At 62.9% G+C, this 24,391-nt stretch carries 22 protein-coding genes and 1 pseudogene; 13 read left to right on the forward strand and 10 right to left on the reverse strand.

What is annotated here, in order from left to right; genetic code table 11:
• Positions 1-2: 2 nt before the first annotated feature.
• Genes IRZ77_RS05070 through IRZ77_RS05080 form a run of 3 tightly spaced genes read left to right on the forward strand, consistent with a single transcriptional unit; the run spans position 3 to position 2,589 of the window.
• Complete coding sequence (locus tag IRZ77_RS05070) at positions 3-1,082, forward strand: COX15/CtaA family protein (RefSeq protein WP_046615278.1); 1,080 nt, start codon at positions 3-5, stop codon at positions 1,080-1,082.
• Positions 1,067-1,960, forward strand: a complete 894-nt coding sequence (cyoE, locus tag IRZ77_RS05075) for a heme o synthase (protein WP_135001860.1) — start codon at positions 1,067-1,069, stop codon at positions 1,958-1,960. The genes IRZ77_RS05070 and cyoE overlap by 16 nt, the downstream gene beginning before the upstream one ends.
• Complete coding sequence (locus IRZ77_RS05080) at positions 1,957-2,589, forward strand: SCO family protein (protein ID WP_013970305.1); 633 nt, start codon at positions 1,957-1,959, stop codon at positions 2,587-2,589. Before cyoE ends, IRZ77_RS05080 begins: the two co-directional genes overlap by 4 nt.
• A gap of 120 nt (positions 2,590-2,709) precedes the next feature.
• On the opposite strand, the gene IRZ77_RS05085 is transcribed toward IRZ77_RS05080, so the two are convergent.
• The 3 genes from IRZ77_RS05085 to IRZ77_RS05095 all read right to left on the reverse strand — a co-directional run bounded on the left by IRZ77_RS05085 (position 2,710) and on the right by IRZ77_RS05095 (position 5,223).
• Positions 2,710-3,480, reverse strand: coding sequence for a MetQ/NlpA family ABC transporter substrate-binding protein (locus IRZ77_RS05085; RefSeq protein WP_025337216.1), 771 nt, complete (start codon positions 3,478-3,480; stop codon positions 2,710-2,712).
• Between the two features lie 64 nt (positions 3,481-3,544).
• Complete coding sequence (locus tag IRZ77_RS05090; RefSeq protein ID WP_013970307.1) at positions 3,545-4,216, reverse strand: methionine ABC transporter permease; 672 nt, start codon at positions 4,214-4,216, stop codon at positions 3,545-3,547.
• Positions 4,216-5,223, reverse strand: a complete 1,008-nt coding sequence (locus IRZ77_RS05095; RefSeq protein ID WP_003256960.1) for a methionine ABC transporter ATP-binding protein — start codon at positions 5,221-5,223, stop codon at positions 4,216-4,218. The genes IRZ77_RS05090 and IRZ77_RS05095 overlap by 1 nt, the downstream gene beginning before the upstream one ends.
• 227 nt (positions 5,224-5,450) lie before the next feature.
• Here IRZ77_RS05095 and katE point away from each other — a divergent pair, with 227 nt between their 5' ends.
• Entirely contained in the window at positions 5,451-7,586 is a 2,136-nt protein-coding gene (gene katE / locus IRZ77_RS05100; protein WP_046615276.1) for a catalase HPII, read from the forward strand.
• Positions 7,587-7,700: 114 nt separating this feature from the next.
• Here the strand turns inward: katE and IRZ77_RS05105 are convergent, their stop codons facing one another.
• The 4 genes from IRZ77_RS05105 to zur all read right to left on the reverse strand — a co-directional run bounded on the left by IRZ77_RS05105 (position 7,701) and on the right by zur (position 10,569).
• On the reverse strand, positions 7,701-8,408 hold the full coding sequence (locus tag IRZ77_RS05105; protein WP_046615275.1) for a PA5502 family lipoprotein: 708 nt from the start codon (positions 8,406-8,408) through the stop codon (positions 7,701-7,703).
• A 127-nt stretch (positions 8,409-8,535) separates the two neighbouring features.
• Positions 8,536-9,318: a zinc ABC transporter permease subunit ZnuB gene (gene znuB, locus IRZ77_RS05110; protein WP_046615274.1), complete on the reverse strand. Its 783-nt coding sequence runs from the start codon at positions 9,316-9,318 to the stop codon at positions 8,536-8,538.
• Positions 9,311-10,087, reverse strand: coding sequence for a zinc ABC transporter ATP-binding protein ZnuC (gene znuC / locus IRZ77_RS05115; protein WP_046615273.1), 777 nt, complete (start codon positions 10,085-10,087; stop codon positions 9,311-9,313). The genes znuB and znuC overlap by 8 nt, the downstream gene beginning before the upstream one ends.
• Positions 10,084-10,569, reverse strand: a complete 486-nt coding sequence (gene zur / locus IRZ77_RS05120; RefSeq protein WP_046615272.1) for a zinc uptake transcriptional repressor Zur — start codon at positions 10,567-10,569, stop codon at positions 10,084-10,086. The genes znuC and zur overlap by 4 nt, the downstream gene beginning before the upstream one ends.
• Positions 10,570-10,587: 18 nt before the next feature.
• On the opposite strand from zur, the gene IRZ77_RS05125 reads away from it, so the two are divergent.
• Complete coding sequence (locus IRZ77_RS05125) at positions 10,588-11,544, forward strand: zinc ABC transporter substrate-binding protein (protein ID WP_196173032.1); 957 nt, start codon at positions 10,588-10,590, stop codon at positions 11,542-11,544.
• A 111-nt stretch (positions 11,545-11,655) separates the two neighbouring features.
• Here the strand turns inward: IRZ77_RS05125 and IRZ77_RS05130 are convergent, their stop codons facing one another.
• Together IRZ77_RS05130 and IRZ77_RS05135 are read right to left on the reverse strand one after the other, a co-directional pair.
• Positions 11,656-12,606 carry a homoserine kinase gene (locus IRZ77_RS05130; RefSeq protein WP_196173035.1) on the reverse strand — a complete coding sequence of 317 codons (951 nt, stop codon included), beginning with the start codon at positions 12,604-12,606 and terminating at the stop codon, positions 11,656-11,658.
• A gap of 69 nt (positions 12,607-12,675) precedes the next feature.
• Complete coding sequence (locus IRZ77_RS05135) at positions 12,676-12,963, reverse strand: DUF2782 domain-containing protein (RefSeq protein ID WP_013970316.1); 288 nt, start codon at positions 12,961-12,963, stop codon at positions 12,676-12,678.
• A 75-nt stretch (positions 12,964-13,038) separates the two neighbouring features.
• Between IRZ77_RS05135 and polA the strand changes: the two genes are divergently transcribed.
• The gene (gene polA / locus IRZ77_RS05140; protein ID WP_046615269.1) at positions 13,039-15,786 is read left to right on the forward strand and encodes a DNA polymerase I; all 2,748 of its coding nucleotides are present in this window, start codon (positions 13,039-13,041) and stop codon (positions 15,784-15,786) included.
• Positions 15,787-16,199: 413 nt separating this feature from the next.
• Here the strand turns inward: polA and yihA are convergent, their stop codons facing one another.
• Complete coding sequence (yihA, locus tag IRZ77_RS05145) at positions 16,200-16,832, reverse strand: ribosome biogenesis GTP-binding protein YihA/YsxC (RefSeq protein ID WP_003252993.1); 633 nt, start codon at positions 16,830-16,832, stop codon at positions 16,200-16,202.
• Positions 16,833-17,033: 201 nt separating this feature from the next.
• Between yihA and IRZ77_RS05150 the strand changes: the two genes are divergently transcribed.
• The 7 genes and pseudogenes from IRZ77_RS05150 (at position 17,034) to IRZ77_RS05180 (ending at position 24,387) form a co-directional block, all read left to right on the forward strand.
• Complete coding sequence (locus IRZ77_RS05150) at positions 17,034-17,336, forward strand: c-type cytochrome (protein WP_196173037.1); 303 nt, start codon at positions 17,034-17,036, stop codon at positions 17,334-17,336.
• Positions 17,337-17,367: 31 nt separating this feature from the next.
• Positions 17,368-17,985 carry a c-type cytochrome gene (locus tag IRZ77_RS05155; RefSeq protein ID WP_003256951.1) on the forward strand — a complete coding sequence of 206 codons (618 nt, stop codon included), beginning with the start codon at positions 17,368-17,370 and terminating at the stop codon, positions 17,983-17,985.
• 174 nt (positions 17,986-18,159) lie between these two features.
• Complete coding sequence (dsbA, locus tag IRZ77_RS05160; RefSeq protein WP_046615267.1) at positions 18,160-18,792, forward strand: thiol:disulfide interchange protein DsbA; 633 nt, start codon at positions 18,160-18,162, stop codon at positions 18,790-18,792.
• A gap of 34 nt (positions 18,793-18,826) precedes the next feature.
• Positions 18,827-19,659 (forward strand): annotated as a pseudogene (locus IRZ77_RS05165) (endonuclease/exonuclease/phosphatase family protein).
• A 27-nt stretch (positions 19,660-19,686) separates the two neighbouring features.
• Positions 19,687-21,609, forward strand: coding sequence for a GGDEF domain-containing protein (locus tag IRZ77_RS05170; RefSeq protein WP_196173039.1), 1,923 nt, complete (start codon positions 19,687-19,689; stop codon positions 21,607-21,609).
• A gap of 80 nt (positions 21,610-21,689) precedes the next feature.
• Entirely contained in the window at positions 21,690-22,478 is a 789-nt protein-coding gene (locus tag IRZ77_RS05175) for an N-acetylmuramoyl-L-alanine amidase (RefSeq protein ID WP_046615264.1), read from the forward strand.
• A gap of 304 nt (positions 22,479-22,782) precedes the next feature.
• Positions 22,783-24,387 carry an EAL domain-containing protein gene (locus IRZ77_RS05180; protein WP_046616921.1) on the forward strand — a complete coding sequence of 535 codons (1,605 nt, stop codon included), beginning with the start codon at positions 22,783-22,785 and terminating at the stop codon, positions 24,385-24,387.
• Positions 24,388-24,391: the final 4 nt, after the last annotated feature.

Genomic DNA, 24,391 nt, shown 5'->3' on the forward strand with positions numbered 1-24,391 from the left:
CCATGGCCAGACCCGGATTCCGCCTTGCTGTGTTCGCCACCCTGCTGGCACTGCTGGTCGTCCTGCTTGGTGCCTATACCCGCCTGACCCACGCCGGCCTCGGCTGCCCGGACTGGCCGGGTTGCTACGGCTTCATCAGCGTGCCCAAGAGCGAAGCGCAGCTGGCCCATGCCGAGCTGCATTTCCCCGAACACCCGGTGGAAGCCGCCAAGGGCTGGGCCGAGATGGTCCACCGCTACTTCGCCGGCACCCTGGCGATGGTGATCGCCCTGCTCGCCTTGCAGGCGCTGCGCCGGCATACCCGCGATGGCCAGCCTTACCGCCTGCCCTTGCTGCTGCTGGGCGTGGTGCTGGCGCAGGCAGCCTTCGGCATGTGGACGGTCACCCTCAAGCTGTGGCCGCAGGTGGTCACCGCGCATCTACTCGGAGGCTTCACTACCCTGAGTTTGCTGTTCCTGTTGTCCCTGCGTCTGTCCCGGGCCTTTGCGCCTTTGCCAAAGCTGCCATTGAGCCTGCGCCGGATCGCTGCGCTGGCCTTGCTGGTGGTGATCGGCCAGATCGCCCTGGGCGGCTGGGTCAGTGCCAACTACGCGGCCGTCGCCTGCATCGACCTGCCCACCTGCCACGGTCAGTGGTGGCCGACGGCGGACTTCAGCAACGGTTTCCACCTGACCCAGCACGTTGGGCCCAACTATCTGGGCGGGCAACTGGACAGTGATGCGCGCACGGCCATCCACATCAGCCACCGCCTGGGCGCATTGCTGGTGACCTGTGTGCTGCTGATGCTCAGCTGGAAGCTGCACCGCTGCGGCCTCCCTGGCCTGGCACGGCTGGTGCTGCTGGCGCTGGTGGTGCAAGTCGGTCTGGGCATCAGCAATGTGCTGCTGCACCTGCCGCTGGCCGTGGCCGTGGCGCACAACGCTGGTGGGGCGCTGTTGCTGCTGAGCATGGTGCTGGTGAACTACCGCATCCGCGTGGTCGACAAGGTTCGCGTGGGTGTCGGCCATGGCTGGCGCCTGCGGCCCGTGGCTGGCGTGGGCATCACCCACCACATGAGGAATGATTCATGGCGACGCTTCTGAGCGCACAGAGGGCCAGTTGGCGTGATTACCTGGAACTGACCAAGCCCAAGGTGGTGGTGCTGATGCTGATCACCTCGCTGGCGGGCATGTTCCTTGCCACCCGTGCGGGTGTCAGCTGGAGCGTGCTGCTGTTCGGCAACCTGGGCATCGGTTTGTGTGCAGGCGGCGCGGCGGTGGTCAACCATGTGGTGGACCGACGCATCGACGCGCTGATGGCGCGTACCCACAAGCGGCCGCTGGCCCAGGGCCGGGTCGAGCCGCTGCCGGCGCTGCTGTTCGCCCTGGCGCTGGCGCTACTTGGCATGGCCCTGCTGATGGTGTTCACCAATGCCCTCACTGCCTGGCTGACACTGGCTTCCCTGCTCGGCTATGCGGTGCTCTACACCGGTTTTCTCAAGCGCGCCACGCCGCAGAACATCGTCATCGGCGGCTTGGCTGGCGCCGCCCCGCCGATGCTGGGCTGGGTGGCGGTCAGCGGCCATGTCAGCGCCGAGCCCCTTTTGCTGGTGCTGATCATCTTCGCCTGGACCCCACCCCACTTCTGGGCCTTGGCCATCCACCGCAAGGAGGAATACGCCAAGGCCGATATCCCGATGCTGCCGGTGACCCACGGCGAGCGCTACACCAAGCTGCATATCCTGCTGTACACCCTGGTACTGCTGTCGGTAAGCCTGCTGCCCTACGTCATCCACATGAGTGGCCCGCTTTACCTGGCCTGTGCCCTGGTGCTCGGCCTGCGCTTCCTGCATTGGGCCTGGGTGTTGTACCGTGGCAGCCGGCCGCACGCGGCGATCGGCACCTTCAAGTACTCTATCGGCTACCTGTTCGCGCTGTTCATCGCGTTGCTCCTCGACCACTACCTGTTGCTGAACCTATGACCCGAACCCAGAAAACCGTCTTCATCCTCGTTGCCCTGGTCGCGTTGATCCTGGGCCTGACCGTCAACAAGGTGCTCAATGGCCGCGACCAGCCCAACCCCACCGAGCTGATCGATGCCGGCATCATCCTGCTGCCGCAGAGCCGTACCGTGGCCGATGTGACCATGACCAACCAGGACGGCCAGCCGGTGCAACTGGATGACCTGAAGGGCAAATGGTCGCTGCTTTTCTTCGGTTACACCTACTGCCCCGACATCTGCCCGACGACCTTGGCCCAGTTGCGCCAGGTGAAGAGCGAGTTGCCCAAGGAGGCCGTCGACCGGCTGCAGGTGGTGCTGGTGAGCGTTGACCCGAACCGCGACACGCCGAACCAGCTGAAGCAGTACCTGGGTTATTTTGACAAGGATTTCGTCGGGGTGGCGGGGTCGATCGAGGATACCCAGAAGCTGGCCAATGCCTTGAGCATACCTTTCATTCCGGCCGATACCAGCAAGCCGGGGTATACCGTGGATCACAGCGGCAATCTGGCGGTTGTTGGGCCGGATGGACGTCAGCGTGGGTTCATTCGGGCTCCGTTCAACAACCAGAAGCTGGTGGCGCAATTGCCTGGGCTTGTGAAGCGGGATTGAGTTAACCCCCAAAAGCTTCGCGGGTAAACCCGCTCCCACAGGTACAGCGTAGGCCGTGAGCCTTGCGCTATCCCTGTGGGAGCGGGTTTACCCGCGAAGAGTCCTGCGCGATATGACGGCTTAGAACGCCGGCACCACAGCGCCTTTGTACTTCTCGTTGATGAACTGCTTCACCTCAGGCGAGTGCAGTGCAGCGGCCAGCTTCTTCATCGCGTCCGAGTCCTTGTTGTCCGGGCGAGCAACAAGGATGTTCACGTAAGGCGAGTCGCTGCCTTCGATGACCAGGGCGTCTTTCTCCGGGTTCAGCTTGGCTTCCAGCGCGTAGTTGGTGTTGATCAGGGCAGCATCGACCTGGGTCAGCACGCGCGGGATGGTGGCTGCTTCCAGCTCACGGAACTTCAGGCTTTTCGGGTTCTCGGCAACATCCTTCACGGTGGACAGGATGTTCTTGTTGTCCTTCAGCTTGATCACACCGGCCTTGTCCAGCAGCAGCAGCGCGCGGCCGCCGTTGGTGGCGTCGTTGGGGATTACCACGGTGGCGCCGGAGGACAGCTCGTCGAGCTTCTTGATCTTGGTCGAGTACACGCCCAGTGGCTCGATGTGCACGCCGGCAACGCTAACCAGGTTGGTGCCCTTGGCCTTGTTGAACTCATCCAGGTACGGCTGGTGCTGGAAGAAGTTGGCGTCAAGGCGCTTTTCGGCAACCTGCACGTTCGGCTGGATGTAGTCGGTGAACTCCTTGACCTTCAGCTCCACGCCCTCTTTCGCCAGTGCAGGTTTGACGAAGTTGAGGATCTCGGCGTGCGGCACCGGGGTAGCGGCAACGGTCAGGGACTCGGCGTGGGCCGAGAAGGCCGCGACAGCGGCGACAACAGCAAGCAGCTTCTTCATTGATCACTCCTTGTGAGGGCCGCGACGGCCCCCGAACGGGTCGGCCGGGCCGACCCCATTGGGGTTACTTACGGGAAAAATGCACGACCAGTTTGTCGCCCACGCTCTGCAGGACTTGAACCAGTACCAGCAACAGCACCACGGTGACGACCATCACGTCGGTCTGGAAACGCTGGTAGCCGAAGCGGATGGCCAGGTCGCCCAGGCCGCCGGCACCGACTACACCGGCCATGGCGGTGTACGACACCAGGGTGATGGCGGTCACGGTAATGGCGGCGAAGATGCCCGGGCGGGCCTCCGGCAGCAGTGCGCTGGTGATGATCTGGCGGGTAGTGGCACCCATCGACTGGGTGGCTTCGATGATGCCGCGGTCCACTTCACGCAGGGCGGTTTCCACCAGGCGTGCGAAGAATGGCGTGGCACCCACCACCAGCGGCGGAATGGCACCGGCGACACCCAGCGAAGTGCCGGTGATCAGCACGGTGATCGGGATCATCACGATCAGCAGGATGATGAACGGCAGCGAGCGCAGGATGTTGACGATCAGCGACAGTAGCGCATACACACCCTTCTGCTCGAACATCTGTTTCGGCCCGCACAGGAACAGCAGCACGCCCAGCGGCAGGCCGAGCAGCACGGTGAAGAACAGCGAGCCGAACAGCATGATCATGGTGTCGACGCTGGCCAGCCAGATTTCGGCCCAGTCGACGTTGGCAAAGAAATTCAGGGCGTCCATCAACGCAGTACCTCCATATGTACGTCAGCTGCCTTGAAGCGGGCGAACGCCGCTTCCATGTCACCGCCGATCAGGGCGAGGGTGAGCTGGCCATAGGGGACATCCTTGATACGGTCGATACGCCCGGCGAGGATGCTGTAGTCCACACCGGTTTCGCGGGCCACGGTGCCCAGCAGCGGCGCGTAGGTGGCGTCGCCCTGGAATGTCAGGCGCACGATGCGGCCCGGCACATGGGCGAAGTCGTCCCGCTGCTCGCCTTCGTCGACCTGCTCGTCTTCCTGGACGAACCGCTTGGTGGTGGGGTGCTGCGGGTGCAGGAACACTTCGGCCACCGAGCCCTGCTCGACGATCTGGCCGGCGTCCATCACTGCCACGCGGTCGCAGACCCGGCGGATAACGTCCATTTCGTGAGTGATCAGTACGATGGTCAGCTTCAGCTCACGGTTGATTTCGGCCAACAATTGCAGGACCGAGGCGGTGGTTTGCGGGTCGAGGGCGCTAGTGGCCTCGTCGCACAGCAGGATCTTCGGGTTGGTGGACAAGGCGCGGGCGATGCCGACGCGCTGCTTCTGGCCACCGGACAGCTGCGCCGGGTACTTTCTGGCGTGGTCGGAAAGGCCGACGCGGGCCAGCAGTTCGGTCACGCGCTTGTCGATCTCGCTGCGCGACAGCTCGCCGGCCAGGGTCAGTGGCAGGGCGACGTTGTCGGCGACGGTCTTGGAGGCCAGCAGGTTGAAGTGCTGGAAAATCATCCCGACCTGCTGGCGGAAACCGCGCAGCTGGCTGGCGTTGAACGCGGTAACGTCTTCGCCGTCGACGATGATCTTGCCGCCAGAAGGCTCTTCCAGGCGGTTGATCAGGCGCAGCATGGTGCTCTTGCCGGCGCCGGAATGGCCGATCAGGCCGAACACCTGGCCATCTTCGATGGTCAGGCTGGTCGGATTCAGTGCGGGGATTTCCCTACCGGCGACGCGGTAGGTCTTGTGTACCTGTTGGAACTCGATCACGTAGCGAACCTTGTGGGGCGCATGGAATTTGGGTCAGCGGTTAGCTGGGGTCGCGCATTTTAGCCTTTTCCCATAGCTGTTCTTAGCATTTATTTCGTAATGCACCAATCCTTCGGGCATATCGCGACAACCGGTAATCCTGATTGAACGCTCGGCAAAGCCTCCCGGTCACTACTTGCACACAGCCCGAAACGGGTACGCCTGAAGACTGATGAGGAGAGCCGACCATGCCCAGAAAGAACACGGACGCGCCCAAGCACAGCGAAGCCGCTGGCACCCAGACCCCGGACCGGGCCAATACCAACGCCAAGTTACAGAGCCTGGAGGCTGACCGCAGCGATGCCACAGGCCATGCGCTGCGCACCAACCAGGGGGTGCGCATCGCCGACAACCAGAACACGCTGAAGGCCGGTGATCGAGGCCCCTCACTGCTCGAAGATTTCATCATGCGCGAGAAGATCACGCACTTTGACCACGAGCGCATCCCTGAACGCATCGTGCATGCGCGAGGGACGGGGGCGCATGGCTATTTCCAGAGCTATGGCAACCACGCCGAGCTGACCAAGGCCGGCTTCCTGCAGGACCCGGAGAAAGTCACGCCTGTCTTCGTGCGATTTTCCACGGTACAGGGCCCGCGTGGCTCAGCCGACACCGTGCGTGACGTGAGGGGCTTTGCTGTGAAGTTCTACACCGACGAGGGCAACTTCGACCTGGTGGGCAACAACATGCCGGTGTTCTTCATCCAGGATGCGATCAAATTCCCGGATTTCGTCCACGCCGTAAAGCCGGAGCCGCATAACGAGATCCCGACCGGCGCTTCGGCCCATGACACCTTTTGGGATTTCGTCTCGCTTGTACCGGAGTCGGCCCATATGGTCATGTGGGCTATGTCGGACCGTGCTATCCCGCGCAGCTTGCGGATGATGGAAGGGTTCGGGGTGCATACCTTCCGGCTGATCAACGCTGAGGGCGTAGCCAGTTTCGTCAAATTCCACTGGAAGCCGCGCCAGGGTGTGCACTCCTTGCTATGGGACGAAGCGCAGAAATTGGCAGGCAAGGACGCTGACTTCCAGCGTCGCGACTTGTGGGAGGCAATCGAGACGGGCGATTACCCGGAGTGGGAACTGGGCGTACAGATCGTGCCGGAAGCCGATGAGCACAAATTTGATTTCGACCTGCTGGACCCAACCAAGATAATCCCGGAAGAACTGGTGCCGGTTACACCGTTGGGCAAGATGGTCCTGAATCGCAACCCGGACAACTTCTTTGCCGAAGTGGAACAGGTGGCGTTCTGCCCGGGTCATATCGTGCCTGGTATCGACTTTACCAACGACCCCTTGCTGCAGGGGCGGCTGTTCTCCTACACCGACACGCAACTTAGCCGCCTGGGCGGGCCCAATTTCCACCAGATCCCGGTCAACCGCCCCATCGCTCCCAACCACAACAACCAGCGCGATGCCCTGCATCAGCATGTGGTGCACAAGGGCCGTGCATCGTATGAGCCCAATTCCATCGACGGTGGCTGGCCGAAGGAAACGCCACCTGCTGCGCAGGATGGTGGTTTCGAGAGTTATCAGGAACGTATCGATGCGCACAAGATCCGCCAGCGCAGCGAGTCGTTCGGCGACCACTTCTCGCAGGCGCGGTTGTTCTTCCAGAGCATGAGCCCGACCGAGCAGCAGCACATCATCAAGGCCTACAGCTTTGAATTGGGCAAAGTGGAACGGGAGGCGATCCGCGCTCGGGAAGTGAATGAAATTCTCGCCAATATCGACCTGAAGCTGGCAGCTGCGGTGGCCGCCAACCTGGGCTTGCCTGCGCCGAGCGGGGGCACGGTGCCAGTGAAGGGGAGCCAGCTTGCGCAGTCTCCTGCCTTGAGCCAGATGAACCACCCGGGTTCGGTTGGCATCAAGGGGCGCAAGATTGCCGTGCTGGTGGCAGACGGCGTAGACGCTGCCAGTGTAGACAAGCTGGTCAAGGCCCTGGAAGCGCGCAGTGCCCGACCATTGCTCCTTGGGCCGACCTCGGCACCGGTGAAGGCTGCGGACGGCAAGCAACTGCCGGTGGATGCTTCCATGGAAGGGATGCCATCGATCATGTTCGATGGCATTGTCGTGCCTGAGGGCAAGGCTTCGACCGATGCGCTGGCGGCCAGCGGCTTGGCCAAGCACTTCTTGTTGGAGGGCTACAAGCACCTGAAGGCGATGGTGTTGACCAAAGAGCTTTTGGGCAGCTTGGGGTTGAAAGAAGACAAAGGGTTGCTGCTGGGAGATGAGCAGAAGATCGTGGATGCCTTCGTCAAAGCGGTAGAAGGGCATCGGGTGTGGGAGCGGGAGGCAGCTGCGGAGGCTGTGCCGGCCTAAGGCGCTGCTTCGCAGCCCATCGCCGGGAAGCCAGCTCCCACAGGTACTGCACCAGGCTTGAAATTGGTGCGGTCGAGGTGGGCGCTGGTTTGCCGGCGATAGGGCCCGGGAGGCTTATTGCTGATGCGGAACCAGAACCACCTGCGCAGGCAGCGATCGCTGAATCTCGTGCTTCTGCTTCAGCTCGAACCCGCTGTCGATCTTGCGCACGCGTTTTTCCAGCAAGGTCTTCAGCCAAGGCGCATCCTCGGTCCGCGGCACCTGGAACACCACGTCGCACTGATAACTCACCACATCGGCGGCAATGTCATCCAGCTGGCGACGCATGGCGCGGCTGTCGGTGGTTTTCAAGGCCACGACGGTGCTCGGTGCAGCCGGGTCGATGATGCGCGCCTTGGGCTTGGCCTCGGCCGCTTTCAGCGCCGCTTCAGCCTTCTCCAGCTCTGCTTTGCGCGCCTGGGTCACTGCATCGCCACCAGTCACTGCCGGGGCCTGCGGCATCAGCGCACGGGCACGGGCCAAGGCGGTGGCGGCAGCGTTCACATCACCCTTCTGCAGGAAGATCTGGCTGCGTTGCAGGTAGGCTTCGGCGAGTTGGCGCTGGTATTGCTCCAGACGCGCGTCATCCGGCGCCTGCGCCTGCAAGGCTGCCAGCTGGTCTTCGGCGGTGGCCAGCTCGTTGCTGGCGATGTTCTGTTGCAACTGCTGCCAGGCATCGGCTTGGGCAGGTGCGGTGGCCTGTTCTACCGGCGCGCTGGAACACGCAGCCAGGAACAGGGAAAACGCGGCAACAAGCAGATAACGGGAGGCGAACGGCTTCATTCCTGCGACTCTCTATTTGCGCAAAAAGCGAGCAAGTCTACACCCAGGTGCGCACGCTCGAAAACAAGTCTTACAGACCCTTTACGTGCGAAAAGGTTGCAGGGCGCGCCTTCACGCGCCCTGTTTTTCAGCGTTTTGGCAGGGCCAGGCTCAGCAAGAATAGCACCGCCGCGCAGACCACGATCGATGGGCCTGCGGGAGTGTCCTTGAACCAGGACATGGCCAGGCCGCCGCATACTGCGGTCACGCCCAGCAGGCTGGCGCCCAGGGCCATCTGCTCGGGAGAGCGGGCGTGACGTTGTGCCGCAGCGGCAGGAATGATCAGCAGCGAGGTGATCAGCAGCACACCAACGATCTTCATGGCCACGGCAATCACCACCGCGATCAGCAGCATCAGCGCCATGCGCAGCCCGGCCACCGGCAGGCCTTCGACCATGGCCAGCTCTTCGTGCACGGTAACTGCCAGCAACGGCCGCCAAAGTGCAGCGAGCAGCAGCAAAACCAGCGCGCTGCCGCCAAGTATCCAGGCCAGGTCGGTGGTGTTGATGGCCAGCAGGTCGCCGAACAGGTACGCCATCAGGTCGATGCGCACGTCATGCATGAAGCTCAGCACCACCAGGCCCAGCGACAGGGTGCTGGGGGCGAGGATGCCGAGCAGGGTGTCGGAGGCCAGCGGCTGGCGTTGCTGCAAGGTCACCAGCAAGATCGCCAGCAACAGGCAGCCCACGGTTACCGCCAGCGCCGGGCTGACGTCCAGGGCGAAGCCCAGGGCCACGCCTAGCAGGGCGGCGTGGGACAAGGTGTCGCCAAAATAGGCCATGCGCCGCCACACCACGAAGGAACCCAGTGGGCCGGCCACCAGCGCCAGGGACAAACCGGCAAGCAGGGCGTAGAGAAGAAAATCAGCCATGCTTGCAGTGCGCTCCGTGAACATGGGGGCCAGGGGCGACCACCGAGCCGTGCAGGTCGTGGCTGTGGTCGTGATGGTGGTGGTAGATGGCCAGGCTGGGTGCGGCGTTCTGGCCGAACAGCTCGACGAATGCCGGGTCGCCGCTTACCTGCTCGGGGTGGCCCGAACAGCACACGTGGCGGTTCAGACACACCACCTGGTCGGTGGCACTCATCACCAGGTGCAGGTCGTGGGAAACCATCAGCACGCCGCAGCCGTGGCGGTCGCGCAGGCGGGTAATGAGGTTGTACAGCTCGGTCTGGCCGACCACGTCTACGCCCTGCACTGGCTCGTCGAGCACCAGCAGCTGGGGTTCGCGCAGCAGGGCGCGGGCCAACAATACCCGCTGCATCTCGCCGCCGGAAACGGTCTGGATCGGGCTATCGATGACCTGTTCGGCGCCCACTTCCTGCAACGCCGACAAGGCTGCCGCGCGGTCTACACCGGGCACCAGGCGCAAGAAGCGCAGTACCGACAGCGGCAGCGTGGCATCAACCTGGATCTTTTGCGGCATGTAGCCAATGCGCAGTTTCGGCTTGCGCCATACCTTGCCGCGGTGCGGCTTGAGCAGACCAAGAACGGCGCGCACCAAGGTGGTCTTGCCTGCGCCGTTCGGGCCGATCAGGGTGACGATCTGGCCAGGTGCGACCGACAGGTCGATGCTGTCTAGCACCGCCTCGCCACCGAAAGTGACACCGACCTGCTCCAGGCGGATCAGCGCATCGTTCATGCCGCGCTCCGGCAATTGCTGCACAGGCCGACCACTTCAACCGTCTGGGTCTCGACCGTGAAGCCCACGCCCTTGGCGCTGCTGATGATGGCTTCGCTGATGCTGTTCTGTTCCAGTTCGATGGCTACATGGCAGGCCCGGCAGATCAGGAACTGACCCTGGTGCAGGTGTTCCGGGTGGCTGCAGCCGATGAAGGCGTTGAGCGAGGCGATGCGGTGCACCAGGCCGTTTTCCAGCAGGAAGTCCAGCGCACGGTACACCGTTGGGGGCGCGGCTCGGCGGCCGTCCTGCTCACTGAGCACGGCGAGGATGTCGTAGGCGCCCAGTGGCTTGTGGCTTTGCCAGACCAGTTCCAGCACTCGACGGCGCAGCGCGGTCAGGCGCAGGCCCTGGCGGGTGCACAAGGCGTCGGCTTCAGTCAGTGCGCTGTGTACGCAATGAGAATGATCGTGAGGACGGTTGGCCAGCGGCGTGATGGACATGGGCAGCGACGGTTCTGGATGGAGACGTTATTATGTTACCTGTTTCTGATGACTCGAGTATTCACCGTGTCCCGATTCCTAGTCCTTTTTGTCGCTTTCATCGCATTTTCCGCCCAGGCCGACGTGCGCGTGCTGACCAGTATCAAACCGCTGCAGCAGATTGCCGCCGCCGTGCAGGATGGTGTTGGCAACCCCGAAGTATTGCTGCCGCCGGGTGCTTCGCCGCACCACTATGCGCTGCGCCCGTCCGACGTACGGCGGGTGGGCGATGCCGACCTGCTGTACTGGATCGGTCCGGACATGGAGGGCTTCCTGCCGCGGGTATTGGGTAATCGCAGCAAGCCCACGGTTGCCGTGCAGGCGTTACCGGGCATGAAGCTGCGGCATTTTGGCGAGGACAGCCATTCCCACGAGGAAGAAGACCATGACGACCATGATCATGACCACCGCCCGGGCAGCCTGGACGCGCACCTGTGGCTATCGTCGGTCAATGCGCGGGTGATTGCCGCGAAAATGGCGGCTGATCTGGCGCAGGTCGATCCGGCCAATGCGGCGCGCTATCAGAGCAACCTCAAGGCCTTCGACGAACGCTTGGACGCGCTGGATGGGCGGATCAAGGCGCGGGTGGCCGGGATCGCCGGCAAGCCTTACTTCGTGTTCCACGAAGCGTTCGACTATTTCGAAGCAGAGTATGGGCTCAAGCACACCGGGGTGTTCAGCGTGGCTTCCGAGGTGCAGCCGGGTGCGCAGCACGTGGCGGCCATGCGCAAGCGCCTGCAGGAAGTGGGCAAGACTTGTGTGTTCAGCGAACCGCCGCTGCGGCCACGGCTTGCCGAGACTTTGACCGCCGGGCTGCCGGTGCGCCTGGCCGAGCTGGATGCCCTGGGCGGTTCCGACCCTGTGGATGGCAAAGGCTATGAGCGCTTGCTGGAAAAGCTGGGTGGCGACTTGGTTGGGTGCCTGGAACAGCTGTAGGCCTGTGCCGGCCTCTTCGCGGGTAAACCCGCTCCCACAGGGATAGTGCCAGCTTCACGCCTTTCACCGTACCTGTGGGAGCGAGTTTACCCGCGAAGAAGCAGACACGCTCTAGAGGGCGAACGGCAGGTGCAATGCCACCTGCTGACGCTGCGCCAAACGCACTTCGAACTCGCTCGGGTCGTGGATCATCACATCCATCCCTGCAAACGATTCCGCTGCAATCAGGCGCGACAACCAGAAGCGCACGCAGCCTACCCGCAACATCTCCGGCCACAGCTCGGCTTCGGCTGCGGTGAAGGGCCGTAGCGCCGCATAGGCCGCCAGCAGCGCCTGGGCACGTGGCACATCGATCGCGCCGTGTTCATCCAGGCACCAGTCGTTCACGGTGATGGCTATGTCATACAGCATCGGCCCGGAACAGGCGTTGTAGAAGTCGATTACACCGGTCAGGTGGGTGCCTTCGAACATCACGTTGTCGCGGAACAGGTCCGCATGCAGGTTGGCCCGTGGCAGGACCAGGATCTGTGCCTTGTGTGCGCTGATTTCATCCAGCGCCGGCTGCAGCAGCGCGGCTTGCTCGGCAGTAAGGCGCGGCAGCAGCTCGGCACCCGAGGCCAGCATCCAGTCCAGGCCGCGGTCGGTGCGGCGCTCGATGATGTGCTCGCGGGTAGCCAGGTGAATGTGCGCCAGCAGCTCGCCGACCTGGGCGCAGTGCTGGGCGTTCGGTGCCTTGATGTGCTTGCCCGACAGCCGTGGCTGCAGCAGCGCCGGCTTGCCGCACAGCTCGCGCAGGCCATTGCCGTCGCGGTCGCGTATTGCATAGGGCACCGGCATGTCGGCTGCGTGCAAAGTGTCCAGCAGCTCGATGAAGAACGGCATGTCCTCGCTGGGCCCGCGCTCGATCAGCGTCAGGACGAACTCCCCCTGTTCGAGGCTGACGAAGAAATTGCTGTTCTCGGTGCCGGCGGCGATGCCCTGGAAATCGAGCAGACGACCCAGCGCGTACGGTGCCAGAAAGGTTTCCAGCTCAGGCCGGGTCACGGGGGTGAAGACTGACATGATGAAAAATTGCCCATACGGGCACTTCCGCCGGGAAGTGCCGGGTTGATGTGAACGGTGCGCGTCAGATTACCACTCGAAGATCTTCCAGGACGGAATCAGCATGTCCGGCTGGTCGGATCGAATGAAATTGCCATCAGAGCCATCGGCGCGTACCAGGAAATAAGGCTTGCCGTTTTTCGGCGTGATCTTGATCGCATACAGGAACCCGTTCTGCCGGTACTCCTGGATGGTTTTGTCGCCTTCCGTGCGAATGGTCACCTCGGGATCGGCCGAGGGGGCGTCGTCCGCCGCCAGGGTGACGACAGGCATGGTGGCCAACAGACCGAGCAGTAACAGGCGATTGAGTGTACGCATGATAACCTTGTCCCTTTGTCGTCAATGATTCTGGCTATTCTAGCGCCGGACCCGTCGAAAAGGTTGATTCTGCTCATGAGCCAAGCGCCCCTCGTCCTGGTGGACGGTTCCTCCTACCTGTACCGCGCCTTCCACGCGCTGCCGCCGTTGACTACCTCCAAAGGCATGCCGACCGGCGCGGTGAAGGGGGTGCTGAACATGCTCAAGAGCCTGCGCAAGCAATACCCCGACAGCCTGTTCGCGGTGGTGTTCGACGCCAAGGGTGGCACCTTCCGCGATGCGATGTTCGCCGAATACAAGGCCAACCGCCCAAGCATGCCGGATGACCTGCGGGTGCAGATCGAGCCGCTGCATGCCAGCGTCAAGGCGCTGGGCTACCCGCTGCTGTGCGTCGAGGGGGTCGAGGCCGACGACGTGATCGGCACCCTGGCGCGCAGCAGCGCCGCGCTGGGCCGCCCGGTGATCATCTCGACCGGTGACAAGGACATGGCGCAGCTGGTGGACGGGCACATTACCTTGGTCAACACCATGACCGGAAGCGTGCTGGACGTGGCTGGCGTGCACGAGAAATTTGGCGTCGGCCCGGAACATATCATCGACTTCCTGGCGCTGATGGGCGACAAGGTCGACAACATCCCCGGTGTACCGGGGGTGGGCGAAAAAACCGCGGTGGGCCTGCTTACTGGTATCGGCGGTGGCCTCAGCGACCTGTATGCCAACCTGGACAAGGTCCCGACACTGGCCATTCGCGGCGCCAAGACCCTGCCGGCCAAGCTGGAAGAGCACCGCGACGCGGCGTTCCTGTCTTATGAGCTGGCTACCATCAAGGTCGACGTGCCCCTGGATATCGAAGTTGATGCCCTGGTGTGCGGCGAACCTGATCGCGAAGCGTTGCTGGCGCTGTACACCGAGATGGAATTCAAGAGCTGGGTCGCCGAGGTGCAGCGTGACGCTGCCAACGCCGGTGACGATATTGCGCCGGTCGCGGAGCCGGTGGCCAAGATCGAGCCCAGGTACGAGACCATTCTCGACCAGGCCCGTTTCGACTTCTGGCTGGAGAAGCTGCGCCAGGCGCCACTGTTCGCTTTCGACACCGAGACCACCAGCCTGGACGCGCAGCAGGCGCAGCTTGTCGGCCTGTCGTTCGCCGTCGAGCCGCATGAAGCGGCCTATGTGCCGCTGGCCCACGACTATGAAGGCGCGCCGGTCCAGCTGGACCGCGCCGCCGTGCTGCTGGCGCTGAAGCCGCTACTGGAAGACCCGGCCAAGGCCAAGGTCGGGCAGAACGCCAAGTACGATATCAACATCCTTGCCAACGGCTCGCCCGCCATCGAAATGCGCGGCGTTGCCTACGACACCATGCTCGAGTCGTACGTGCTGAACTCCACCGCCACCCGTCACGACATGGACAGCCTGGCGCAGAAGTACCTCGACCACACCACCATCGCTTTCGAGGACATTGCCGGCAAAGGCGCCAAGCAGCTGACCTTCAACCAGATCCACCTGGACAAGGCCGGCCCCTACGCTGCCGAAGACGCGGACATCACCCTGCGTCTGCACCAGGCGCTGCAGGTGCGCCTGGCGCAGACGCCGAGCGTGCAGCCGGTACTGATGGACATCGAGATGCCGCTGGTGCCGGTGCTGGCCAAGATCGAGCGCCAGGGGGCGCTGGTCGATGCTGCGCTGCTGCAGGTGCAGAGCGGTGAGCTGGGGGTGAAGATGGCCGAGCTGGAGCAGCGCGCCTATGAGCTGGCCGGTGAGGAGTTCAACCTCGGCTCGCCCAAGCAGCTGGGCGCGATTCTCTACGACAAGCTGGGCATGCCGGTGCTGAGCAAGACCACCAAAGGCCAGCCATCCACGGCGGAGGCGGTGCTCGACGAGCTGGCCGAACAAGGCTACCCGCTGCCGGAGGTACTGATGCAGTACCGCAGCCTGAGCAAGCTCAAGAGCACCTACACCGACAAGCTGCCAGGGCAGATAAACCCGCGCACCGGGCGTATCCACACCTCATATCAGCAGGCGGTGGCGGCCACTGGCCGGCTGTCGTCCAGCGACCCGAACCTGCAGAACATTCCGATCCGTACTGCCGAAGGCCGACGCATCCGCCAGGCCTTCGTCGCCAGCCCGGGCTACAAGCTGCTGGCGGCGGACTACTCGCAGATCGAGTTGCGCATCATGGCCCACCTGGCCAAGGACGAAGGCTTGCTGCATGCCTTCCGCAACGACCTGGACGTGCACCGCGCCACAGCGGCGGAAGTATTCGGCGTAGCCCTGGAAGACGTCACCACCGACCAGCGCCGCAGTGCCAAGGCCATCAACTTCGGGCTGATCTACGGCATGAGCGCCTTTGGCCTGGCCAAGCAGATCGGCGTCGACCGCAAGCAGTCGCAGGATTACATCGACCGCTACTTCGCACGCTACCCGGGCGTGCTGGCCTACATGGAGCGCACCCGCGCCCAGGCGGCGGAGCAAGGCTTTGTCGAAACCCTGTTCGGCCGCCGCCTGTACCTGCCGGATATCAATGCCAAGAACCCGGCTCTGCGCAAGGGCGCCGAGCGCACGGCGATCAACGCCCCGATGCAAGGCACTGCGGCCGACATCATCAAGCGGGCCATGGTCAATGTGGATAACTGGCTGAGCGAGAGCGGGCTGGATGCCCGGGTGATCCTGCAGGTACACGACGAACTGGTGCTGGAAGTGCGCGAGGACCTGGTTGAGCAAGTGAAAGATGAAATTCGCCAGCACATGAGCAAGGCCGCACAGCTGGATGTACCGCTGCTGGTCGAGGCAGGAATTGGTGCGAATTGGGACGAAGCTCACTGATCGGGCGGGGAAAGCTGTGTAGGATCCGTGACGTAGGGATGCGGATCCTGGCACTGCTCAGTGCCAGCGGTGCTGAAGTTTCATGAAACTATCGCAAATAGTTTTCAGGGCTTTGGAACTAAACCGGTGAAGCGGAACTCAGAGTAACTGAATGGCTGGTGAAGCCTTTCGATGCTCCTATGTTGTGTTAAGTGTTGGCAGATATCTGGACCCCGCCCTAGCGGTCCGGACTTGGACCCCGAACTTCCCCCTCCCCATACGAAGTCCGGGGTTTTTTTTGCCCGGAATTTGCCCTGAGTCTGGTGAAGGAACACTGTGGGAGTGGGCGCGCCCGCGAACCTGGGCGAAGCCCAGGCGATGCTCCGCGCTGGATTCTTCGCGGGCATGCCCGCTCCCACAGGTTGAGCAAACCTTCAAATGACTGGCTTGTCTTCCAGTTCCATCCAGTCCGCCAGCACTCGGTAGGCATCTTCAACGCCCAGGCGCTTGGGCGCCGAGAACAGCTGGATCGTCACGCCGTCGCCCCAACCCTTGCGGATTTCCGACTGCACCTTGAGCAAAGTGTTCTTGCCCGCGCCGTGGGTCAGCTTGTCGGCCTTGGTCAGCAGGATGTGCATCGGCATGCTGCTGGCCTTTGCCCAATCGAGCATCATCTTGTCGAAGTCGGTCATCGGGTGGCGCACGTCCATCATCAGGATTACGCCACGCAGGCACTCCCGGCTGCCAAGGTAGGCTTCCAGGTGTTTCTGCCAGTGCTGCTTGAGCGGAATGGGGACTTTTGCATAACCGTAGCCTGGCAGGTCGACCAAACGCCGTTCATCGTCCAGACTGAAGAAATTCAACAGCTGGGTGCGCCCGGGGGTTTTCGAGGTGCGCGCCAGGCTGGCATGAGTCAGGGTGTTGAGGGCGCTGGATTTGCCGGCGTTGGAGCGGCCGGCGAAAGCCACCTCGTAACCCTGGTCGTCCGGGCATTGTTCGACCTTGGCAGCGCTGAGGGCGAATTTGGCTTTCTGGCAGAGGCCGAGGATGGGGTTCTTGACTTGCATGGGATATCCGATGTGGGTGTTGCCTGACTCTGTAGGCCCGAGCCTGGCAAGCGGTGTCGTTTCCGTTTGGATGGCGGAAGTATATAATGCCCCAGTTTTTGTGTGCTCATTCTCCCAGAGAAGGAGAACGGGCATGGGGTGTCGAACAATAGCTCGCGCAACAGAACGCAGCGCGGCCCCCAACCCTGAAGGTCGTTCCGCATGGCGAAATGGCTGCTTGCTGTCGGTATGTTACTGCCGTTTTACAGCGCACAGGCTACACAGGATCCCGAGGTGTTGTACAACCGCACGTGTGCGGCCTGTCACGCCGGGCAGTTGCCACAGGCACCCAGGCAGGGTGACCGGGCAGCATGGGAGCCAAGGCTGGCGCAAGGCATGGATGTACTGGTGAAGCACGTGACCCAGGGTTTCAAGGCTATGCCGCCGCGTGGATTGTGCATGGACTGCAGTGCCGAGGACTACCGTTTGGTCATCCTTTGGATGAGTGGCAGTCCCGATACATAACATTTCACCCTTAGCCGTGTTGGATTAGCTGATGAACAAACTAGTCGTGAGTCTGCTGTTGACCCTGGGTGTCGCAGGTGCGGCCACTGCTGCGCAACCCGTCAAAGGCGATGCCGCCGCCGGCCAGGCCAAGACGGCCGTCTGTGGCGCCTGCCACAACCCCGACGGCAACAGCCTGGCACCGAACTTCCCGAAACTGGCCGGCCAAGGCCAGCGCTATCTTGAAAAACAACTGCACGATATCAAGTCGGGCAAGCGTACCGTGCTGGAAATGACCGGCATGCTGGCCGCATTCAGCGACCAGGACCTGGCCGACATCGCCGCCTACTTCTCCAGCCAGAAAGGCAGCGTGGGCGCCGCCGATCCCAAGCTGGTCGAACGTGGCCGGGCGCTGTTCAACGGCGGTGACCTGGAAAAAGGCATGCCTGCCTGCACCGGCTGCCACTCACCGAACGGCGCGGGTATCGCCCTGGCCGGCTTCCCGCACCTGGGCGGGCAGCACGCGCAGTACGTGACCAAGCAGCTCACCGACTTCCGCGAAGGAAACCGCACCAACGATGGCGATGCCATGACCATGCGCACCATCGCCGGCAAGCTGAGCAACCACGACATCGAGGCGTTGGCCAGTTACATCCAGGGCCTGCACTGAGGCCATTACAGGCAGCGCATTAACCTTCAGTTAATGTTGTAAGGCAATGATGAAAGGGCGGCCGGACCGCCCTTTTTTCCGTCCGCAGCCGTTACACTACAGAACTCGGCCCCTTCCCGGCCTGTCTCAGAGCAGGTCGCGTCGTGGCGACCAATGACTGCCCAGGAGTAAAGCATGCGTAAACTGATTCTCAGCGCCGCGCTGGTCGCTGCCAGCGTATTCGGTATGACTGCCATCCAGGCCGCCGAGCCTGCCGCCGGCAAGGAATACCTCGAGCTGAGCAACCCTGTTCCGGTTTCCGTGCCTGGCAAGATCGAAGTGGTCGAGCTGTTCTGGTACGGCTGCCCACACTGCTACCACTTCGAGCCGACCATCAACCCGTGGGTAGAAAAACTGCCCAAGGACGTCAACTTCAAGCGCGTACCGGCCATGTTCGGTGGTGCGTGGGATGCCCACGGCCAGATGTTCCTGACCCTCGAAGCCATGGGCGTCGAGCAGAAAGTGCACGCCGCAGTGTTCGACGCCATCCAGAACCAGCGCAAGCGCCTGACCGACCCGCAAGACATGGCCGATTTCCTTGCCACCCAAGGCGTGGACAAGGACAAGTTCCTCGCCACCTTCAACTCGTTCGCCATCAAGGGCCAGGTCAACCAGGCCAAGGAACTGGCGAAGAAGTACGAGATCACCGGCGTACCGAGCATGGTGGTCAACGGCAAGTACCGCTTCGACCTGGGTACTGCCGGCGGGCCGGAAGGCGTACTGAACGTTGCCGACCAGCTGATCGCCAAGGAGCGCGCCGCTAAGTAAGCGGCGTAACCCATGCGCCGCTTCAGAACCGCGCGTGGCATTGGCCTGCACCAGCCGCAGGTCAACGAGCATCACCTGCAGGCGCCTGGCCTGCCCGAGGATGGTCGTCTGCGGCTGCTCAGTTTCAACATCCAGGTGGGCATCAGCACCGAGCGGTATCGGCATTACGTGACTCGTAGTTGGCAGCACCTGCTGCCGCACAACGGGCGAGCAGGCAACCTGCAGAAAATTGGCCAACTGCTGGGCGACTTCGACCTGGTGGCCCTGCAGGAGGCCGATGGCGGCAGCCTGCGCTCGGGCTACGTCAACCAGGTCGAGCACCTTGCCCACCTGGGCGCCTTCCCCTACTGGTACCAGCAACTCAACCGCAACCTTGGGCGTTTTGCCCAGCACAGCAATGGCGTGCTCAGCCGCCTGAAGCCACAACTGCTCGAGGATCACCCGTTGCCCGGCCCGGCTGGGCGTGGTGCGATCCTGGTGCGCTTTGGCGAGGGTGAAGATGCGCTGATCGTGGTGATGATGCACCTTGCCCTCGGTGCCAAGACCCGCGCCCTGCAGCTGGGTTACATTCGCGAGCTGATTGGCGGCTACCGGCACCAGGTGCTGATGGGCGACATGAATACCCATGCAACCGACCTGCTGGAGCACTCGCCGCTGCGCGATCTGGGCCTGATCGCCCCGCAAGTCGAGGCCACCTTCCCCAGCTGGCGCCCACAGCGTTGCCTTGACCACATCCTGCTCAGCTCAAGCCTCACGCTGGAGCGCGTCGAGGTGCTGGCGCAACCAATTTCCGACCACCTTCCCGTTGCTGTCGAGATTCGATTGCCTGATGCATTGACTGTGGATACGCTGCCGGTCCTGAGCTAATTGCCATCACCGTTTGCGGACCCGGGCATGACTGAAGACGCTGAGCGCTGGAAAGAAAAATACCTGAAAAGCATCGAGCAGCAGGAAAAGCTCGAGCGCCGTTGGGACGCACGTCTAGACCTGCTGTGTCGCGGCCTGGTACGCAGCACCCTGGCTGCCGAAGGCAGCGACAAGGTGGTGGACCAGTGCATGAAGGAAATGCGCGAGGTCATCCGCAGCGACAACATGGACGCCGGCCTTGCCGGGTTGATTCCGCGTCTTGAGAAGGCGGTGCTGGATTCCGAACAGCGCCGCGAAGCCCGCATGAACCAGGTCAGCGATGCACTGACCGCTTTGGTCGACCAACTGCAAGGCCTGCCATTGCCGAACGATGTGTCGCGGCCCCTGAAAAAACTGGCGAAGAAGCTTGATGGCGGGGTGGCTCAGTCACGCGACCTGCCACCGTTGCTGGGCGAGTTGAGCGGCTTGCAGGGCCGTGCGCTGTCAGCCTTGGGCAAGTCGGCGGAGGACGCCCGCCCCGGCTTCTTGCAGCGCTTGTTCGGCAGCCGCGAAGGTGACGCGCAAAGCGAGCCAGCGCTTGTGCCACTGGCTTTGCCAGTTGCCGAGGCGCAGCCCCCGGCGGCACCGGCCAGTGTCGATGCTCTGCAGCCCGGCGATGTGGACGAGCTACAGCCGCTGCCAGCCTCTTCAACATCAGTTGTCGAGGCGCCCGTAGTGCCATTGGAGACTCCTGGCCCGGCCCTGATCGAAACGGCTGAACTGGCACCAGCGCCGCTACCGGACGATGTGCCGGCACCGGAAGTTGTCGCAAGCGAGCCTCCGGCTGGAACGGGACTGGTTCAAACACTCGAAGAAACCTTCGGCGAGGACGGCCCCTATGCCCTGCCCTACGCGGTAGAGCCGCCCTACAGTCAGGTCGCCGAGCACATCGAACACACCCTGATCGGCCTGCTCGATGACCTCAGCCTGCCGGAGCGACACAAGGCACAAGCCCTCGAGATGCGTGAACGGGTCGCCCGCGGCTTGAACTGGTATGAGCTGATCCCGGTACTGGATGACCTGGCTGTGCTCATGCTGGCCATCACTGACAGCGGTCAGCATGAATTCGAAACCTACCTGCAGGAGCTCAACGAACGCCTCGAAGGTTTCCAGAGTCACCTGCACGAGGCCAGTGCCGGGCATGCCGACAACAGCTCGGCCGCCCGCGAGCTGGATACCCAACTGCGAGAGCATGTCGACGGGCTGCAGAGCAGTGTGCAAGGTGCCGCCGATGTTGACAGCCTCAAGCACATCCTGGAAAACCGCCTGGAAGGCCTGTTGGTGACCATGGACGAGCACAAGCACGAGCGTGATCGCCGCGAACAGGAGCTGGCTGGGCGCCTGCAAGGGCTGTCGGAGCGGGTGGCGAACATGGAGCAGGAGGCGCTCGGCTACCGCGAGCACCTTGAAGAGCAGCGCCAGAAGGCCTTGCTCGACCCCCTCACCGGCTTGCCCAACCGTGCGGCCTGGAGCGAGCGGGTCGAGCGCGAAATGCTCGAATGGCAAGCGCACGGCGGCCATCTGGCGATGGCGATCCTCGACCTGGACCATTTCAAGCGAATCAACGACAGCTATGGGCACCTGGCTGGGGACAAAGTACTCAAGATCGTCGCCGACCAGTTGCGCAAGCGCCTGCGTAGCCGTGATTTCATTGCCCGGTTTGGCGGCGAGGAGTTTGTCCTGCTGCTGCCGCAGACCTCGCCGGCCGCCGCTGCCCAGATCGCCGAGCTGCTGCGGGCCACAGTCGAGGCGTGCCCGTTCCACTTCAAGGGGGAACGGGTGGTGATCACCACGTCCATCGGCCTGGGTGCATTCCGTTCCGGCGAGCGCGGTGACCAGGTGCTCAAGCGCGCCGATGCGGCGCTTTACCGGGCCAAAGAGTCGGGGCGCAACCGGGTCGAGCAGGCATAGCCGGCAGCCGCTGACTCGCGGCAAGCACGGCCCCTGGGGAGCACGTTATACTGTAGCGCTCATACGCTGAGGCCACTGACGTGCTTTCCACGCTTAAAACAACCCTGATTTCCTTCCTGCTGGTGGCTGTTGCCGGTTGCTCGACAGGCCTGCGCATCGACCGTAGCCACCCTTCGGTCAACCAGGACAACCGAATCCAGTTCGTTGTCCTGCACTACACGAATGCTTCGCTGGAGCGTTCCCTGGCGTTGCTGACCCATGGCGAAGTCAGCAGCCACTACCTGATTGGTGATGGCCCGGCGACGGTGTACCAGCTGGTGGATGAAAGCCGCCGCGCCTGGCATGCCGGTGATAGCCAGTGGCAAGGTCGGACTTGGCTGAACTCCTCGTCCATCGGTATCGAAATCGTCAATCCGGGCTTCACGGACACGCCGAATGGCCGGGTCTGGCACCCCTACAGCGAAGCGCAGGTCCAGTCGCTGATCGCGCTGCTCAAGGACATCGTCAAACGCAACAACATCGAGCCACGGCACATCATTGGTCACAGCGATATCGCGCCGCTGCGCAAGCTTGACCCAGGGCCGCTGTTCCCATGGAAGCGCCTGGCCGACGCCGGGTTGGGTGTCTGGCCGGATGCCAACGCCGTGGCACGGCAGCAAGCCTATTTCAGCGTCAACCCGCCAAGTATTGGCTGGTATCAGCAGGAGCTGGCACGGTTTGGCTACGCGATCGAGCAGACCGGGGTACTGGATGTTGCCACCCGCCATGTGATCGCCGCGTTCCAGATGCGTTTCCGCCCGCAGCGCTTCGATGGCATGCCGGATGCGCAGACGGCGGCGATGCTGCAGGTACTCAACCGGATGCGTTGAGCCGCCAGCGAGGCTGTGGGGGATTGCCCAGCCCTTTGGGCTGCGCTGTCGCACAGATAACTGAGTTCGAAGCGTTCCTCGTACCCTGTGGGAGCGGCTTTAGCCGCGAAGAATCCAACGCGGTGCCAGCCACCGCGTTTGCTGCTTGCACCCACAGAGTCCGTGTAGCGCCTGCAAATCGACTCTCTGCGCGACAGCGCAGCCTTGGGAGATGGTCATCTCTCAACAAGCAAACGAAACGCCCAACGGCGAAGGTGATTCTTGATTCAGTTGCTATACCTTAGTTATCAACTGGATGCCCTCGATGCCAGCCTTCATCGCTTTGCTGCGCCAAATTTTTTACCGTCCCTGGATGCTGGCCACATTGGCAGCGCTGGCCAGCGCTGCACTGTTGCTCTCTGCCAGCATCGGCATTGCCCTGCAACAGATGAAGCAAAGCGAAAGTGCACAGATGAACGCCCAAGGGGAACGCTTTCTCGAGCGCCTCGAGCAGGTGTTCGGCCAGTTGCGCGAAGGGGTCGACCTGTTGCAGGCGCAGCCTTTGCGCGGCTGCAGTCCGGCGATGCTGACGGCATTGCAGCAGGTAAGCCTGAGTTCACGCTTCATTTATGAAGCGGCATACGTGGATGGGGATATCGCCTGCTCGAACCGCGGTGATGAGCGGGCGTTCGAACCCTTGCGGGTTCCCGACATCCAGGGGCCGACCTACAGTTACTGGCTGAACACCACGACCGAGCCGAACGAGAACCTGGCTGCACTGATGCTGGGCAGGGGCAAGTTCGTGGTATCCACCTCTCGTGGGCACCTGACCGATGTGGTCGACCTGCCCCCGGGCGGCAGCCTTGTCGTGGTGCTGGACAACGGTGCCCGGGCCATCCCTGTGTTGGGCCCACCGCAGGTATGGCCACCTCCCTCGGCCTGGTCGACCAGCCACAAGTCGCTGCTCGAGCTCAGCGACCGCCTGATCTACCGCATGCCAACCAAGTCGCCGGACTACCAGTTGGTGCTCATTGCCCCGCGGGCGAGCCTGCCGTTGAGGATGAATGGCATGCTCTGGCTCCTGTTCCCCGGCAGTGTGCTGGCGGCCTGCTGCATCGGCTGGCTGGTGCTGCAACTGATCCTGCAGAGGCGGTCGATGAGCTCGGAATTGCAGAATGCCTTGCGCCGCGGCGAACTGCAGGTGCTCTACCAGCCGATCTTCGAGCTCGACAGCCGGCGCTGTGTCGGGGCCGAGGCCCTGGTGCGCTGGCGCCGCCCGGACGGCACCCTGACCAGCCCGGATCTGTTCATCCCGTTGGCGGAAAACACCGGGCAGATTCGCCAGATCACCGACTTTGTCCTGCAGCGTGTGCTGGAACAGTTAGGGCAACTGTTGCGCTCGCACCCCAACCTTTACATTTCGGTGAACCTGGCGGCTTGCGATGTGATGGTGCCGCGCATTGGCCGGGTGGCGGCGCGCTTGCTCGCCCTGCACCGGGTGGCGGCGAGTCAGATTGCATTCGAGGTGACCGAGCGCGGCCTGATCGACGTGGTGGTGGCGCGCGACAACCTGCAGGCGTTGCGCGCGGTGGGGCACCAGGTGCTGATCGACGACTTTGGTACGGGATATTGCAGTCTGGCCTACCTGCAGACCCTGCCGGTGGACTGCCTGAAGATCGACAAGGCCTTTATCGATGCCCTTGGGCATGACGCCGCCAGCAGCGGTGTTGCCCCGCATATCATCCGCATGGCCCACGACTTGCACCTGCGGGTGATTGCCGAAGGCATCGAGTGTGAAGACCAGGCGGTGCTGCTGAACAGCGAAGGAGTCAATTATGGCCAGGGCTGGCTGTTTGCCCGGCCACTGAATGCCCGGCAGTTTGCCGAACTGGTGACCCGAGGACGGCTGCCGCGGCGGGTTGAGCATTGAGTGA

This window comes from Pseudomonas pudica (genome assembly GCF_015680405.1).
GTDB classification, from domain to species: domain Bacteria; phylum Pseudomonadota; class Gammaproteobacteria; order Pseudomonadales; family Pseudomonadaceae; genus Aquipseudomonas; species Aquipseudomonas pudica.